This window comes from Roseibium sp. (assembly GCF_965232425.1).
GTDB lineage: Bacteria > Pseudomonadota > Alphaproteobacteria > Rhizobiales > Stappiaceae > Roseibium.
Window position 1 is genome coordinate 5,234,832 of record NZ_OZ246971.1, and the last position, 15,415, is coordinate 5,250,246.

A 15,415-nucleotide genomic window follows, 5' to 3' on the forward strand; every position below is an offset into this window, starting at 1 on the left:
GTCGCCTTCGAGACATGGGCTGATCGTTTACGGTCGCAGGTCTTCCTATCCGGGTGCCGGAGCTGCGCGAGGCAGGCGACCGGCGGGTTAACGCGCGCGGATGGCAAACCACAAAACGTTGAAAAATGGATGATAAACGGTCCAACCGGCGAACGGTTTCCTGCGGAGCGAAGCGGACGCTCAAGGTTGCTTCGAACGGCTTCGTTTTGGGCGGATGACGATTGACGGGTCTGAAATGTCATCGCCGTTTGCCTGCCCCCGGCGTCGCGCATTGTGCTACGCTTTCGCATAGGATCGTGTCGGACCGTTTAGATCGATGAAGATCGCGCGGCGTCCGTAAGACGAGCGGTACTGGTCCCGGAGAAATGGTTTCATGGAGCACACCCTGGAAAGACGCCTGGCCGCGATCGTCGCTATGGACATGGTCGGCTTTTCCCGTCTGGTGGGGTTGGACGAAGAAGGAACAATTGCACGGCAACAGCGACTGAACTCTGAAATATTCCAACCGGTTATTGCCGGAAACAATGGCCGTGTCTTCAAAAGCAGCGGTGACGGTCTGCTTGTCGAATTTCCCTCGGCAGTAAGCGCTGCACGTGCTTGTGTCGCGATCCAGCAATCCGTATCGGAAGCCGAAAAGTCGATAGATTCCTCCAAGAGAATTGCCTACCGGATCGGCTTACATGTTGGCGACGTCATCGTCGACGGCGATGATTTGTTTGGTGACGGTGTCAATGTCGCTGCCCGGCTGGAAGCGCTGGCAGAACCTGCAACGATTGTTGCTTCGGCAGACGCTCATCGCCAGTTTGATGGCAGGCTGGACGCGGACTTTGTCTCAGCGGGATCCCGCACCCTGAAGAACATATCCGAACCTGTTCACATCCTGCAGTGGCCCGCAGACGTGGTTCTGGCTGCGCCGGCAACTTCCAAGCCAACCGTGGCAGTGCTGCCATTCGAAAACCGATCTTCCGATCCGGATAACGAGTTCATTGCAGACGGCATGGCGGAAGATATCACGACGGACCTTAGCCGTATGCCCTGGTTCAATGTGATTTCGCGCAACTCCACCCTCGCTCATCAGGACAACGGATTGGATCTGGCGGAATCGACACGGCAATTGGGGGTGGTCTATGTGCTGAAAGGTTCCATCCGGAAGTCTGCCGACCGCATTCGGGTGACGGCTCAACTCGTTGACCTTGCGACTGGAACGCAGGCCTGGGCAAACCGCTACGACAGGGTTTTCACTGACATCTTTGATATTCAGGACGAGATTTCCAACGCGATTGTATCCGCAGTCGGGCCCGGTTTCCTGAATGCGGAAGCCAGGCGCGCCCGGGCCAAGGATCCGACCCAACTGGATGCGTGGGAGTGTGTGATGAGAGGACGGCCTCTGGTCATGCATCTGGGGCAGTCGGAGACTGCAGAGGCCCGACGTTTTTTTGAACGCGCCGTCGAACTTTCCGGAGGCTCGATCGGAAACGCCGATCTGGCGCTCGTGCATTTCTTGCAGGCATTCTACCGATGGGCTGAACCCGGCGAAGATTCTGCCGCAGCAATGGTAGCGGCGGCCGATGCGGCCGTCCGGGGAGACAATCAGGATCCGATTGTATTGGCTATCAAAGGCTGGTCGTTGATGTTTGTCGGCCGCTGGGACGAGGCCGTTGACCTCTTTGATCGCGCCATTACCCTCGCCCCGTCGTTTTCGACCGTACTGGGTTTTTGCGGAAGCGGCTACTGCATCAGCGGCGCATATCAAAAAGGCCTGGATCTTGTCGAGCGCGCCGAGTCGTTGAGTCCCCAGGACGTTTTTACACCGCTTTGGCTTATGGGTGTCTACTTCGCCCATTTTTGCCTGGAAGACTACGAAAGTGCAGAAAAGACGGTACGCCGTGCGTTGACGATGGCCCCCGAAAACCCGACCTACAGACGGCAGTTGGTCGTGACGCTGCATCTTTCCGGCCGCCTTGAAGAGAGAAACCAGGCTTTGGACGAATATCTGGCCGTTGCTCCGGACGTCCGGGCAAGTGACGCAAGAAAGATTCCCGGTCGGGACCGCGAACAGGTAGAGCGCTTTGTACAGGTCCTGCTTGCTGCAGGTGTGCCGGACTGAGATCTTGCCGGATAATTTAGCGCCCAGACAAATGCCGGTTAGGCTGGCCGAAACAGGGTGTCAATTGATGGATGTAAACAAGGCGCAGGCCGAATATTGGGCTTCTCCTGCAGGCCTGAAATGGATCGAACACGAACATGCTCTGGATACGGCGATGGCCGGGATGCTGGACAAGATGCTCGATGCTGCCGGCATTGCATCAACGGACCGCATCCTCGATATAGGCTGTGGAACCGGAGCAAGCACACTCGAAGCCGCCCGGTGCGCTCCGGACGGGCACGTCCTTGGCGTCGATATCTCCGATCCGCTTCTGAAACGCGCTGCCGACCGGGCGAAAACGGAAGGTGTTGCCAACGCGTCTTTTCTGCTGGCAGATGCACAAACCCATGACTTTTCAGCCCGTCCTTTCGACCTTCTTGTCTCGCGATTGGGTATGAGCTTCTTTTCCGACACGGTTGCAGCCCTGAAGAACCTTTCCAATGCTCTGACCGACAACGGTAAAATGATCTTCGTCAGTTGGGCATCCGTGGCAAAGAACCCCTGGTTCGCGATCCCGGAACAAGCGGCCGAGAAAAGGTTGGGGGCGCTGGCAAAGGCAGACCCCGATAAACCGGGTCCGACAGCCTTTCAGGACCGTGAGCGTGTCACCGATCTGTTGGCCCGGGCTGGTGTGTCCAATATCGAAGCGCACGAGCTGGACATCGCGCTCACGCCTCCAGGCGGGATTGCCGGTGCGGCGCGGGCCGCCAGCAAGGTGGGTCCGGCCGCGCGCATCATGAAGGCCCATAACGGGTCGGAAGCCGACGCAGCAGCAATCGAAAGCGTGGTCGTCGCCGCTTTTGAGGCGTTCAGGAAAGGTGACGCTGCGGTGGTGCCTGCCGTCGTGAACCTGTTTTCCTGTTCCCGATGAATGGCGAACCGGGAGATCCCGAAGACCCTAAATACCGCCTTCTGCCAAAGTTCGGATAGTCGTTCATACCGTGACGGGCGGCCGATTACCGCCCAGGTGAGGCTTGGCCGTGAACAACCCGGAGCGGACACTGGTGCGCCGCACCGCGAAGATCCGGACTGTGTCAGAGTGGAGATTGCCGGGAACTGCGCGCCGCCTGGCAGCGCAAATGCAAGACCCCAGCCAACGTCAAGTCAATCCGTTCAAGTAACCTGACGCAGACCCGCTTCCCGACATGGAGAAAAACACGCCGTTTTCGCGCTCGGTGCTGTTTGACGTCTGCCGGACCCTGTTCCTCAGAGCTTCCGCTGTAATGGAGACCCCGACTTCAAGATTTGAATGGTGCTCACCAAGGCTCGGATCAATCAGGCCATGCTGGTACCGGTCGACAAGCGATTCAGGGAGATCGACCAGCCAGAAGTTTTCATCGGAATGGAAGGACAGAAGGATTTCATACGGGTCAATGCCGTGTTCCTTGATCATCGTCTCGATCAGAACCACGCGGTCATCAGATGACAGGCCCAGTTCCTCGCGAATGGCCCGGGGGGCTGGGATATACCTGTAGGCGGGTGGCGCCCTGCGCGGCAACCGAAAGAACAAGGGCGGCTTTTCAAGCAGGCTGGGGCAGAGAGCCCCGATCTTTTCGATGAAGACTTTTCCGACGCCGAAATCGTCGCCGTGAAAGGCAATCATGTGCTCAACCGTTTTGTAGGCAATCTGTTCGTGCCCGGCGAATTCGGCGGAATTCGCATCACCGATCCAAACGTCGTTCTGGTAATCGACATCCAAAAGCTTGAATTCACATCCGGTGACACCGATGCTGAAATTCCACTGGTGCTCAAAAAGACGATTTGTGTCTCCCGGATTGCGCGTCAGGATCTTGATCCCGATAACACCAAATGGCGCTTCGCGGGAAATCATCTTTTGAACGGCACCGTCCTGGATATCAAAGACCGTGGAGGTGTTCCACAAGTCGATGAGATGAGACTGGAACTCTGCGCCTATCGCATCAATCAGTCTTTCAACGCGGCCTTTGCCTGGTGACACATCAGTCTCCGGTCTCTTCGTGGTCACTCAATCCTTCGAACCAATATATGGCATCTGCGCGCTGTCGGTAACTGCCTGCCTTTCAAAAAAGAAGACATCCGATCGTGTCCGATGGGCGGGGCTTCTTCATCCGGGCGCCGGAAGCCGCGCTGTGGCCGGTGGTTCGCCGGGTTTGGCGGTTCTGCTTCGATCGGTAGGGGAACAGGTCCAACAAAATCCGACCGGCCATCTATTCACGAACAGCTGAAACGGCGAGTGCAGGCATGGGTATCTGGTAGGCATCTTCCACGAGGTATTCTTCCAACTGGCTGTCCCATGCGCCGTAGATCTGCTTCAGCACATCGTCTGCTTGCCTGTCGAGGATCACGGCAGCTCTTCCAGCGAATTTCCTGAAATGACCGACGAATTCTCCGGCGGGAGCGGTGAACATCAGTGGAAGGCGTACGCATTCCACGCCGCGAAAGCCGGCCTTTTCAAGCGCCGCACGCATTGCATCCTCGCTCGACAACGCAAACAGGGCCGGCGCGGGTGGTACGACGCTCATGTCTGCAAACTGCTGCACGGCGCCAAACACGATCCGGAAGAGCGGCGAATCCGGCGGGCCGATCCAATGGCTGAGGGCGACGCGCCCGCCCGGTTTCAGAACCCGGGCAACGTCCCTGAGCATGGCCTCGGTGTTGCCGATATGCATGATGCCGAAGGAACAGATGACGCCATCGTAGTGCCCGGGGTCTCTCGGTATGGTCTCGGCGTCGCCCACCTCGAACGAAGTCGAGGGAAAGGCTGCCTTTGCCCTGTCGATCATCGCAGGAGAGATATCGAGGCCGTCTGCAACAGCCCCGAGCGCGCTGGCCGCCCCGGCCACCCGTCCGGTTCCGCAGCAAAGGTCGAGAATGCGCTTGCCGGGGGCCGTTTCGGCCAGCGCCAGAAGCGTCGGAATGGCCCCGGTTGTCACCTGTCCCGTGAAGTCGTCGTAGGTAGCTGCACGCGCGTCCCAGGCTTCCTTTTCCGCGAACCTGAATGCTTCGTAGGTCATGATCTTCCTCACAAAGTTTCGTAGGTTTTTCCAAGTTGCCGTATGGTGAAGGCACACAGCAGGGCCGGACTGGCCACAAACGGGCCAATCCGGCCGGTGGGTATGACAAGGGGGCAAACAACATGCAGCCGAGAGACTTCACGCTTGATCCGCTCCGGATCGACGTTCTGGCGGCAGAGAGTTGCAGAGGGGCCATTCTTTACGGGCTGTACGACCTGCTCGCATCTGTCGGTTCGGCGTGGTCCACGATCACGGAAGGCACAGCCACACCGCCATTGACCCGCGTCAGGATCGTTGCGCGAACGGGAGACCCGTTCCGCTGCATAAGCGGCGTACCGGTGATGCCCGACGCGACACTTGAAGACGCGGACGACGCGGAGATCGTTTGCCTTCCGAATTTCCGGATCGGTGCCTTGACCCCGCCAAGGGAGGTTCTTGGACCGGAAATCGACTGGGTGATGGACCGGTATCGTGCCGGGGCGCGCCTGGCAACCGCCTGTTCCGGCTCCGCGCTGCTGGCAGATGCCGGTCTTCTTGATGGCGAAGCGGCGACGGCGCACTGGTCCATGCGGGAGATCTTCCGGCAGCGGTACCCGCAGGTGGCCTTCTGTCCGGACCGCACGCTCGCCTTCGCGGGCGAAGGGGACTCCATCGTGATGTCGGGCGGGATGGCGTCCTGGCAGGATCTCGCGCTTTATCTGATCGCGCGGTACATAGGTCCCGAGCATGCGTCGAAATCCGCCCGATTTTATTGCGTCGATCCCAAACCCGATGGCCAGAGACACTACGCGGCTCCGTCGAGGAAGCTTCAGAGCGAAGATGCGGTCATTCAGGAGTGCCAGGCCTGGCTGGCTGACATCTACAGTGAAAGTGACCTCGTCGGCCGCATGTTAGCCCGCACCGGTCTCCCGAGACGGACCTTCGATCGGCGTTTCCGTGCAGCGACCGGCTACAGCCCGAAGGACTATGTTCAGTCTCTGCGGGTCGAGGAAGCCAAGCAGTTCCTCGAAATGGACGGTCAGAGCGTCGACGCGATTTCAGAGGCCGTCGGATATTCCGACCCGCGCGCATTCCGCCGGCTTTTCAGGAAGATGACCGGCCTCAGCCCCGCCGAGTACCGGCGCCGCTTTTCAGGCAAAGGCTTTCTTTCGGCCCGCTGAGCCGTCGGTCGGCGCCGCCGGTGCGTGTCTCCTGCACCCGCCTTCCGCTTTTCAAAAAACAAAACCCGCCCGATCGTTGCCGATGGGCGGGTCTTCATCATCTGGGCGCCGGAAGCCGCGCTGTGGCCGGTGGTTGGCCGGCCTTGGCGGTCTTCCGACTAAACCGTCAGCTGCAGCCGCTGGTCGCGCCGCAGGTGTCGCATTTCAGGCAGGTGCCGTTGCGGACCATAGTGAAGTTGCCGCATTCGCCGCAGCTTTCACCCTCATAGCCCTTCATGCGGGCCTGGGCGATCTGCTGGGCCGCCGTGGCAACCTGCGGGGCAGGGGCCGTGGTGCCGACTTCGACGGCCGCCGCGGCTTCCGTGCCACGGGCGAAGGCCGTTGCGACAGCCGATACCTGGGCCGCCGGCGTATTCGCCGTCTGGACCGAGATCGCCTCGGTGGTTTCACCGGCCGGTTCTCCGGCGCTGGAAACAAGCCGGAACCGCTCGGTCTGGCCGCGCACGAGGCCATGGGAGACGATCTGTCCGCCCTGGCCGCGGTCCTCGCCGGAGGACGCGCCTTCACCCGTGCTGCCGAAGACTTCCGGCGGTACGTGAGCAAGGTCGTGACGGCCGAGATAGGACACGGCGAGCTCGCGGAACACGTAGTCGAGGATCGACGTCGCGTTCTTGATGGCGTCGTTGCCCTGGACCATGCCGGCCGGCTCGAACTTGGTGAAGGTGAACGCGTCGACATACTCCTCAAGCGGCACACCATACTGCAGGCCGAGCGAGACGGAGATGGCGAAGTTGTTGATGAAGGCGCGCAGCGCGGAGCCTTCCTTGTTCATGTCCAGGAAGATCTCGCCGAGACGGCCGTCGTGGTATTCGCCGGTGCGCAGGAAGACGGTGTGTCCGCCGATCTTGGCCTTCTGGGTGTACCCCTTGCGCCGTGCCGGCAGTTTTTCCTGTTCGCGGACGACCCGCTCGACGATGCGTTCAACAATCCGTTCCGCGACGACTTCGGCCTTGGCGGCCTGAGGCTTGGCGGCGATGTCCTCGATGGCCTCGTCCTGCTCCTCGTCATCGTCGGCCAGAAGCTGTGCGTTCAGCGGCTGCGACAGCTTGGAGCCGTCGCGATAGAGCGCGTTCGCTTTCAGGGCGAGCTTCCAGGAGAGCATGTAGGCTTCCTTGCAGTCCTCGACCGTTGCATCGTTCGGCATGTTGATCGTCTTGGAGATCGCGCCGGAGATGAAGGGCTGGGCCGCCGCCATCATGCGGATGTGGCTTTCCACCGACAGGAAGCGCTTGCCGATGCGGCCGCACGGGTTGGCGCAGTCGAAGACCGGGTAGTGCTCTTCCTTCAGGAAGGGAGCGCCTTCCAGGGTCATGGCACCGCAGACATGCGTGTTCGCAGCCTCGATATCGGCCTTGGAGTAGCCGAGGAAGGTGAGGAGATCGAATTCGGTGTCTTCCAGCTGTTCTTCGGAGACGCCGAGCGATTTCAGCTGGTCATCGCCGAGTGTCCAGCGGTTGAACACGAACTTGATGTCGAAGGCGGACTTCATGCCGTCCTTGAGCTTGCCGAGGCTTTCCTCGGTGAAGCCCTTCGCGGAGAGGCTGGCCGGGTTGATGCCGGGCGCCTGGTCGATCGAACCGTGACCGACCGCATAGGCCTCGATCTCGCCGATCTCGCTTTCCGAGTAACCGAGCACACGCAAGGCTTCGGGAACCGCACGGTTGATGATCTTGAAGTAGCCGCCGCCGGCCAGCTTCTTGAATTTGACCAGGGCAAAGTCGGGTTCGATGCCGGTGGTGTCACAGTCCATGACGAGTCCGATGGTGCCGGTCGGCGCGATCACGGTGGACTGCGCGTTGCGGTAGCCGTTCTTTTCCCCCAGCTCCAGGGCGCGGTCCCACGCCTTCCTGGCGCGTTCGATGATCTCCTGGTCCGGGCAGCTCGCGTGGTCAAGCGCGACCGGAGGGGTGTTCAGGCCCTCGTAGCCGGTCGTCTCGCCATGGGCCGCGCGGCGGTGATTGCGGATCACCTTCAGCATGTGCTTGGCGTTCTTCTTGTATCCTGGGAAGGAGCCGAGTTCGCCGGCCATCTCGGCAGACGTTGCATAGGCGACGCCTGTCATGACCGCTGTCAGCGCACCGCAAAGCGCGCGGCCTTCATCGGAATCGTAGGAAATGCCGGATGTCATCAGGAGGCCGCCGATATTGGCGTAGCCGAGCCCGAGCGTGCGGAACTTGTAGGAGAGTTCCGCGATTTCCTTCGACGGGAACTGTGCCATCAGGACCGAGATTTCGAGAACGATCGTCCACAGGCGGACGGCATGCTCGTAGTTGTCGATGGCAAAGGACCGGTCTTCATTGCGGAACTGCATCAGGTTCAGGGACGCCAGGTTACAGGCCGTGTCGTCCAGGAACATGTATTCCGAGCACGGGTTGGACGCCCGGATCTCGCCGTCCGCAAGGCAGGTGTGCCAGTCGTTGATCGTGGTGTGGTACTGCAGGCCCGGATCGGCGGATGCCCAGGCGGCATAACCGATCTGTTCCCAGAGTTCCTTCGCCTTGATCGTCTTCAGCGTTTCGCCGGTGCGGCGGGCCGTCAGATCCCATTCGCCATCATCGACAACCGCGCCCAGGAAGCCATCGGTCACGCGCACGGAGTTGTTGGAGTTCTGTCCGGCAACGGTCAGGTAGGCCTCGGAGTCCCAGTCGGTGTTGTAGGTCGGGAACTCGATCTTGGTGAACCCCTGACGGGCGAACTGGATGACGCGCTGGATGTAGTTCTCCGGCACCATCATCTTCTTCGCGGCGCGGATCTCCCGCTTCAGGGCGGGGTTCTTGGCCGGGTCGAAACAGTCGCCATTGTCCGCCTCGCAGTTGACGCAGGCGCGCATGATCGCGGACAGGTGCTTCTGGCAGATCCTGGAACCGGTGACGAGCGCTGCCACCTTCTGTTCTTCCTTGACCTTCCAGTTGACATATTCCTCGATGTCGGGGTGATCGACATCGACCACGACCATCTTGGCCGCGCGGCGTGTCGTGCCGCCGGACTTGATCGCGCCCGCTGCCCGGTCGCCGATCTTCAGGAAGCTCATCAGGCCGGACGACTTGCCGCCGCCGGAAAGCCGCTCGCCTTCGGAGCGGACGAAAGAGAAGTTCGAGCCGGTGCCGGAGCCGTATTTGAACAGGCGCGCTTCCCGCACCCACAGGTCCATGATGCCGCCGTCATTCACCAGATCGTCCTGAACGGACTGGATGAAGCAGGCATGCGGCTGGGGATGTTCGTAGGCTGTCTTTGATTTCGTCAGCTTGCCGGACTGGTAGTCGACGTAGAAATGGCCCTGGCTCGGGCCGTCGATGCCGTAGGCCCAATGCAGACCGGTGTTGAACCATTGCGGGGAGTTTGGTGCGACCTTCTGCGTTGCCAGCATGTAGCGCAGTTCATCGTAGAACGCCTGGGCGTCCGCTTCCTGGTCGAAATAGCCGCCTTTCCAGCCCCAATAGGTCCAGGTGCCGGCGAGACGGTCGAATACCTGTCTGCCGTCGATCTCCGACCCGTAGCGCGCGTCTTCGGCGAGGTCGCCCATGGCGTCCTCGTCGGCTTCGTGGCGCCACAGCCAGGAGGGAACCGTGTTTTCCTCGACCGGCTTCAGTTTGGCCGGGACGCCGGCCTTGCGGAAATATTTCTGGGCCAGGATGTCCGACGCGACCTGCGAAAACTGCGCCGGGACCTGAATGTCCTCCAGGCGGAACACAATGGAGCCGTCCGGGTTCCGGATTTCGCTCGTTGCCGTCCGAAATTCAATGTCGGCGTAAGGCGATTGGCCTTCCTTGGTATAGCGCCGCTCGATCCGCATTCTAAAAGTCCCCTTATGTCCCCAGCCGGTTCGCCCCGAACCGGTCCATTCCGCATCTTATCCGCCGCGACGAAATCGTCTGCCTTCTCGCCGGATGCCACCTCAATGCCTACTGGCAATTCCTGTATGTAGCGTTAACTGTGTCAGGGTCTACTATATATAGTAGTCATCAACAGGTTTGTCACGATGTGCCTCCTGAATTCAGCACGCAAAAACCCGTCTTCCGCACTCGTTTGTGAACGCGGAAAAGGTACGCGGCTACTTTAGGGTTGCTGGATGACCGAGGGGCCCGGACAGGGCTCCCGATTACGCACATCGCAATAATGAAAAACTAATGTAAATGAATTCTTAAGGTCAAGGCGTGAGTGACAACAGCTTGTGTCGTCCTTGTGGGCAAACGCAAAATATTGTGTGGCTGTGTGGATTGTGGGGAGCAAGGCGAGGTCAGCGGGAACGCAGGGAAATTTGTGCTTGCAAACGCGCTGATCACGCATCGAAAGCGCGTTCGAACTTCGTTGTGGATGACGATGATCCCGCTTTTATGAAAATTTGACGAAAATGGCAGGCGGCGGCTTCAGGCGGGTTTAAGCCGGCTTTGGTTTAGTGCGGGGATGGCAAGGAGAGGACCCCGCATTTCATGAAGCATCACGCAGCCTACGGACTTGCGATGGAGGATATCGATGCTGTCGTTGTCGAAGACAGCAAGCCGATGCAGACGATTCTCCGATCGATTCTTCTGAGCTTCAAGGTGTCGCGAGTCCGGGTGTTTGATTCGGTCGACGACGCCCTTGAGGCGAGCCTCGCCGAACCACCGAATGTGATTCTGACCGACTGGCGCATGGAGCCGACGTCCGGCTACCAGTTCCTGCGCCTGGTCCGGCACCGTCACATGGAACCGCTCTGCTATGTGCCGATTCTCTTCATTACGGCGCACGGCACGCGTCCGCTCGTCGACAAGGCGTTGCGCGCGGGTGCACATCATGTCCTTGTGAAGCCGGTGTCGCCATCGACGCTTTTCAAGCGCCTCCAGTGGCTGATGGCGGACGAGCGGCCGATGATCCTGGAACACTCCGGTTTCTACAACATCTACGGCATTCAGAAGACGCTGGACGAACAGGCGGAGAAACTGCAGTCCCTTGCAGGCGCGCGCCTTCACCACAAGATCGCGATCCAGAAACGGGCCGAGGTGGAAGAAGTGGTCGAAGAGGAATTCGACAGGGCGCCGAAGGTGGAGCCGGACAAAAAGGAAGAGATTTTCGCCGGCGTCAAGAAGGGCGGAACGACTGCAAAGCACTCGGCCGCGGCACGGCACATCCGTAACGCCGAATACGTGAAGTCCAAGGATCTCAAGCTCCACTAGCGTTTCCGCCCCGCGTTTTCCCGGTCCCGTGCGGGCCAGCCGCTGCTGTGATGTGGCTGCAGAACAGATGCCGGTTCGATTTCTGCCGCGATGCGGCAGTGCGGCACTGGACAGGAGCCGTCGATAAGGCCATATTCCGCGAAATTACCGCCGCTCCGAAGGAGAGGCCGGACCAAGGACCCGTATCCCAAAAGGACCTCTCAAGGGCCATGAAGACGCTTCTGCTTGAAATCTTCACCTGGTGGAACAGCCAGACCATGGGCACGCGCTTTTTTACCTGGCGCAAGGGCGAGTTTGTCGGCGAGGATGAAGCCGGCAACAAGTACTACAAGGAGCGCGGCGGCAAGAAACGCTGGGTGATCTACAACGGCCTTGCCGAGGCGTCGTCGATCCCGCCGGGCTGGCATGGCTGGATGCATCACCGTGTCGATACCCCGCCCAGCGACGAGACCTATCATCCCAAGCACTGGCAGCAGACGCACAAGGCCAATCCCACCGGGACGCCAGAAGCCTACAGGCCGCACGGGTCCATTCTGACGCCGGAAAAACGCCCGGAAGTGACCGGCGATTACGAGGCCTGGACCCCCGGCGGCTGAAGCAACGGGACAATCGGTTTTTCAAGGCCCCGCTTTCGCGGGGCTTTTTGTATCTGCTATCGGCCGTCCTGGCCGGAAGCGGCCCTGGTTTTCGTTTCCTGTGCCCCGAAGAGGGTGCTCGCGGACGAGATCAGCCTGTTGAGAATCAGGATCACCAGCGATGTGCTGTAGCCGAGCACGAAAGGCATGATCAAAAGCAGGGACTGGTTGGTAAAGGCGAGTTCGGATTGTGTCGGTACAGTCGCCCGGTTCTGGGCGGCCGTACTCAAGCTTTTTGCAAAGCTGATGAACTCGTGGAAGCCGAAGGGCAGGGTGAAGAACAAGGCGAACAGCGCGCCCAGGACGATGCGTTGAACGATGAAATTGGAATCGGAGATATCAAACGTGATGTCGGTGCTGACGGAGATCGCGTTGAAGCCGATAAACGCCGCGGCTCCGATCGCACCGAGCGACATCAGCCAGACCAGGAAGAAAAAGACCATGAAGGCGCCGTTGATGCCGGGGTCGAACAGCGTCAATTCGGCCATCACCACGGACATGATCATCGACCCGATCGAGACCGCCACGAGCCAGACGGCGATCCTCGGCAGGAAGTTCGGCATCTGGGACGCCAGGAACTTCTTTCTGTCGGTGTCTGTCAACTGCGCGAACAAAACTTGCGTCTTCTTCTCGATCGCCTTCCACTCATCGGCCGTCGGACTGCGGCCTTTTTCGCTCTGGCCGCCATCCTTGAGCGTGTTCAGAATGCCGAGCGAGAAGTCTTCGGGAAGCGATTTGGCTTCCCGGATGAGAAATGAATGCAGGTTCCGAAGAGTTTGCAGGTCCTTGTTGAATTTCGCATCGGCGATCGTGTTTTCCGGGTCCGTGGTCCGGCCGGCTGTCGTCATGTAGTCCGTAACGGTTTTCGTCGCCTTCTTCAGGTCGCTGACGAAATCTGACTGCGCCGTGGTCTTCTGCGCGGCAGGCGCCTGAGGGTTCGGGCTGGCAGTCTCCGCGACGTGTTGGTCCCGGCCTGCCAGTGCGCGCCGTTCTTCCTTTGCCCCGGTCGCAGCAGCGGGCTTGCCCAGGCCGTTGTTGTTGCCGGTTTGTTTGGGGTCCCCCGCCATAGCATTTCCCTGAACTTGGTTTACCAAGGGGAAACTTAGCAAAGTTGCCGCGAAACACCTACAACCACGTGTGCTCGCGCTGGTTGCCGTTTCTGGGTTGCACCGACGATGTTCGCAAAGGCGTCAGGATGCCCGGCACGCGTCCAGGACCGACAACACGTCTTGCCCGCCGGCATGTGTGGACAGGGCGTAAAAGTCCGTTTCCAGTTTCAGGGCTTCGGACAGGCGCTCGTTGTAGTCCGCCTGAGACACTTCGAGCGTGCCGAACTTGCTGAGGTGATCCGTCACGAACTGGGTATCCAGAAGGGCGTAGCCCCCCACGATCAGGCGCGCAACGAGATGCGCCAGGCAGACTTTCGACGCATCGGTTCTGAAGGTGAACATGCTCTCGCCGAAAAAAGCCCCGTTCAGGCTGACGCCGTAAAGTCCGCCGACCAGGTCTCCGTCCTGCCACGCTTCGACCGTGTGGCAGTATCCCATGTCGAAGAGTTCACCATAGAGGCGGCGGATTTCGCGGTTGATCCAGGTTTTCTGGCGTCCGGGCATGGGTTCCGCGCAGCCGTCGATCACGCGCTGAAAGTCGGTGCTCACCCTGATCTCGAAAACGTCGTTCCGGATGGTGCGCCTGAGGCGGCGGGGGAGGTGGAAAGCATCGAACGGCAAAATGCCGCGCTGTTCCGGTTCCAGCCAGAACAATCCCGGATCGTCCGCCGATTCTGCCATGGGAAACAACCCGCAGGCATAGGCCTTCAGCAGCACCTGCGGTGTTATTTCCATGACAATATCGTCTTTATAACCAGCCATGCGCGGTCTCGCTTTCCAGGTGCGAAGCCGTTTGCTTCGCCGTTGCCCGGTCAGTTCGACTTGTCAGCCAGGTATTTTTCCAGCCAGTGAATGTCGTACTGACCGTTCGCGATCGCCTGATTGTCCACCAAATCACGGAACAGCGGAATAGTCGACTTGATTTCGTCAACGACAAATTCGTCGAGACACCGGCGCAGGCGCATCATGCATTCCACGCGGTTCCGCCCGTGTACGATGAGCTTGCCGATCAGGCTGTCGTAATAGGGCGGGATCTTGTAGCCCTGATAAACTCCGGAATCGACCCGGACGCCCAGTCCACCCGGCGGGTGGTAGTAGGTAATCGTCCCGGGAGACGGGGCGAAGGTGACAGGGTCTTCAGCATTGATCCGGCATTCGATCGCGTGGCCCTCGAATCTGATGTCGTCCTGGGTCATGTCCAGATCGCCGCCCGCGGCAATACGGATCTGCTCGTTCACAAGGTCGATGCCGGTGATCATCTCGGTGACCGGGTGCTCCACCTGCAGGCGGGTGTTCATTTCGATGAAATAGAACTCGCCGTTCTCATAGAGAAACTCGACCGTCCCGACACCGCGGTATTTCAGCTTGCGCATGGCGCTTGCCACGATTTCGCCGATGCGTTCGCGCTGTTCGGCGTTCAGGCTGGGCGAGGGGGCCTCTTCCAGGACCTTCTGGTGCCGGCGCTGAAGCGAGCAGTCGCGTTCACCAAGATGGACCGCGTTGCCCTTGCCGTCCCCCAGAACCTGGATTTCGATGTGCCTCGGTTTTCCGAGATATTTTTCCATGTAGAGCGCGTCGTCACCGAAGGCAGCCTTGGCCTCGGACCGGGCTGTTGAAAGGGCGGTGTCCAGATCGGCTTCCGTCTGGGCCACCTTCATCCCGCGTCCGCCGCCGCCGGCGGCGGCCTTGACCAGAACCGGGTAGCCGATGTCCCGGGCAATCGCGTGGGCATCGTCGCCTGCGGCAACTTCGCCGTCCGAGCCGGGAACGACCGGGATGCCGAGATCCTTGGCCGTCTGTTTCGCCTGGATCTTGTCACCCATGATGCGGATATGTTCGGCGGTCGGGCCGATGAACTCTATGTTGTGGGCTTCGAGTATCTCCGCAAATCGGGCGTTTTCAGACAAAAACCCGTAGCCCGGATGAACGGCATCCGCGCCGGTGATCTCGCACGCGGCGAGCAATTGCGGAATGTTCAGGTAGCTGTCGCGTGCTGCGGGCGGACCGATACACACGCTCTCGTCCGCAAGGCGGACATGCATGGCGTCAGCGTCGGCGGTTGAATGAACCGCGACCGTTGAAATGCCAAGCTCTTTGCAGGCGCGAAGGATACGCAGCGCGATTTCGCCCCGGTTGGCGATGAGAATTTTGGAGAACAT

General features: G+C 60.0%; 12 protein-coding genes. 6 read left to right on the top strand and 6 right to left on the bottom strand.

The features are described 5' to 3' along the window. Positions 1–373 precede the first annotated feature (373 nt). Together ACO08A_RS23960 and ACO08A_RS23965 are read left to right on the top strand one after the other, a co-directional pair. Positions 374–2,107 carry an adenylate/guanylate cyclase domain-containing protein gene (locus ACO08A_RS23960; RefSeq protein WP_422038406.1) on the top strand — a complete coding sequence of 578 codons (1,734 nt, stop codon included), beginning with the start codon at positions 374–376 and terminating at the stop codon, positions 2,105–2,107. Positions 2,108–2,174: 67 nt separating this feature from the next. After that, the gene (locus ACO08A_RS23965) at positions 2,175–3,017 is read left to right on the top strand and encodes a class I SAM-dependent methyltransferase (RefSeq protein ID WP_422038407.1); all 843 of its coding nucleotides are present in this window, start codon (positions 2,175–2,177) and stop codon (positions 3,015–3,017) included. Positions 3,018–3,245: 228 nt separating this feature from the next. Here the strand turns inward: ACO08A_RS23965 and ACO08A_RS23970 are convergent, their stop codons facing one another. Then, a complete protein-coding gene (locus ACO08A_RS23970; protein ID WP_422038408.1) occupies positions 3,246–3,749 on the bottom strand; it encodes a hypothetical protein in 504 nt (167 codons plus the stop codon). Here ACO08A_RS23970 and ACO08A_RS23975 point away from each other — a divergent pair. Further along, positions 3,735–4,100, top strand: a complete 366-nt coding sequence (locus tag ACO08A_RS23975) for a hypothetical protein (protein ID WP_422038409.1) — start codon at positions 3,735–3,737, stop codon at positions 4,098–4,100. The two genes, ACO08A_RS23970 and ACO08A_RS23975, sit on opposite strands and share 15 nt — an antisense overlap. Positions 4,101–4,332: 232 nt before the next feature. On the opposite strand, the gene ACO08A_RS23980 is transcribed toward ACO08A_RS23975, so the two are convergent. Next, complete coding sequence (locus tag ACO08A_RS23980; protein WP_422038410.1) at positions 4,333–5,139, bottom strand: class I SAM-dependent methyltransferase; 807 nt, start codon at positions 5,137–5,139, stop codon at positions 4,333–4,335. 122 nt (positions 5,140–5,261) lie between these two features. Here ACO08A_RS23980 and ACO08A_RS23985 point away from each other — a divergent pair, with 122 nt between their 5' ends. Further along, positions 5,262–6,299: a GlxA family transcriptional regulator gene (locus ACO08A_RS23985; RefSeq protein ID WP_422038411.1), complete on the top strand. Its 1,038-nt coding sequence runs from the start codon at positions 5,262–5,264 to the stop codon at positions 6,297–6,299. A 166-nt stretch (positions 6,300–6,465) separates the two neighbouring features. Here the strand turns inward: ACO08A_RS23985 and ACO08A_RS23990 are convergent, their stop codons facing one another. Beyond that, entirely contained in the window at positions 6,466–10,152 is a 3,687-nt protein-coding gene (locus ACO08A_RS23990) for a vitamin B12-dependent ribonucleotide reductase (protein ID WP_422038413.1), read from the bottom strand. A gap of 637 nt (positions 10,153–10,789) precedes the next feature. Between ACO08A_RS23990 and ACO08A_RS23995 the strand changes: the two genes are divergently transcribed. Together ACO08A_RS23995 and ACO08A_RS24000 are read left to right on the top strand one after the other, a co-directional pair. Beyond that, entirely contained in the window at positions 10,790–11,512 is a 723-nt protein-coding gene (locus ACO08A_RS23995; protein ID WP_421983235.1) for a response regulator, read from the top strand. 209 nt (positions 11,513–11,721) lie between these two features. Then, positions 11,722–12,108 carry an NADH:ubiquinone oxidoreductase subunit NDUFA12 gene (locus ACO08A_RS24000; RefSeq protein WP_421983234.1) on the top strand — a complete coding sequence of 129 codons (387 nt, stop codon included), beginning with the start codon at positions 11,722–11,724 and terminating at the stop codon, positions 12,106–12,108. Positions 12,109–12,164: 56 nt separating this feature from the next. On the opposite strand, the gene ACO08A_RS24005 is transcribed toward ACO08A_RS24000, so the two are convergent. The 3 genes from ACO08A_RS24005 to accC form a co-directional block, all read right to left on the bottom strand. Continuing rightward, a complete protein-coding gene (locus tag ACO08A_RS24005; RefSeq protein ID WP_422038414.1) occupies positions 12,165–13,214 on the bottom strand; it encodes a hypothetical protein in 1,050 nt (349 codons plus the stop codon). 123 nt (positions 13,215–13,337) lie between these two features. After that, positions 13,338–14,018 (bottom strand): leucyl/phenylalanyl-tRNA--protein transferase, encoded by a 681-nt coding sequence (aat, locus tag ACO08A_RS24010; protein WP_422038415.1) that lies wholly within the window; start codon positions 14,016–14,018, stop codon positions 13,338–13,340. Between the two features lie 50 nt (positions 14,019–14,068). Beyond that, complete coding sequence (accC, locus tag ACO08A_RS24015; RefSeq protein ID WP_421983231.1) at positions 14,069–15,415, bottom strand: acetyl-CoA carboxylase biotin carboxylase subunit; 1,347 nt, start codon at positions 15,413–15,415, stop codon at positions 14,069–14,071.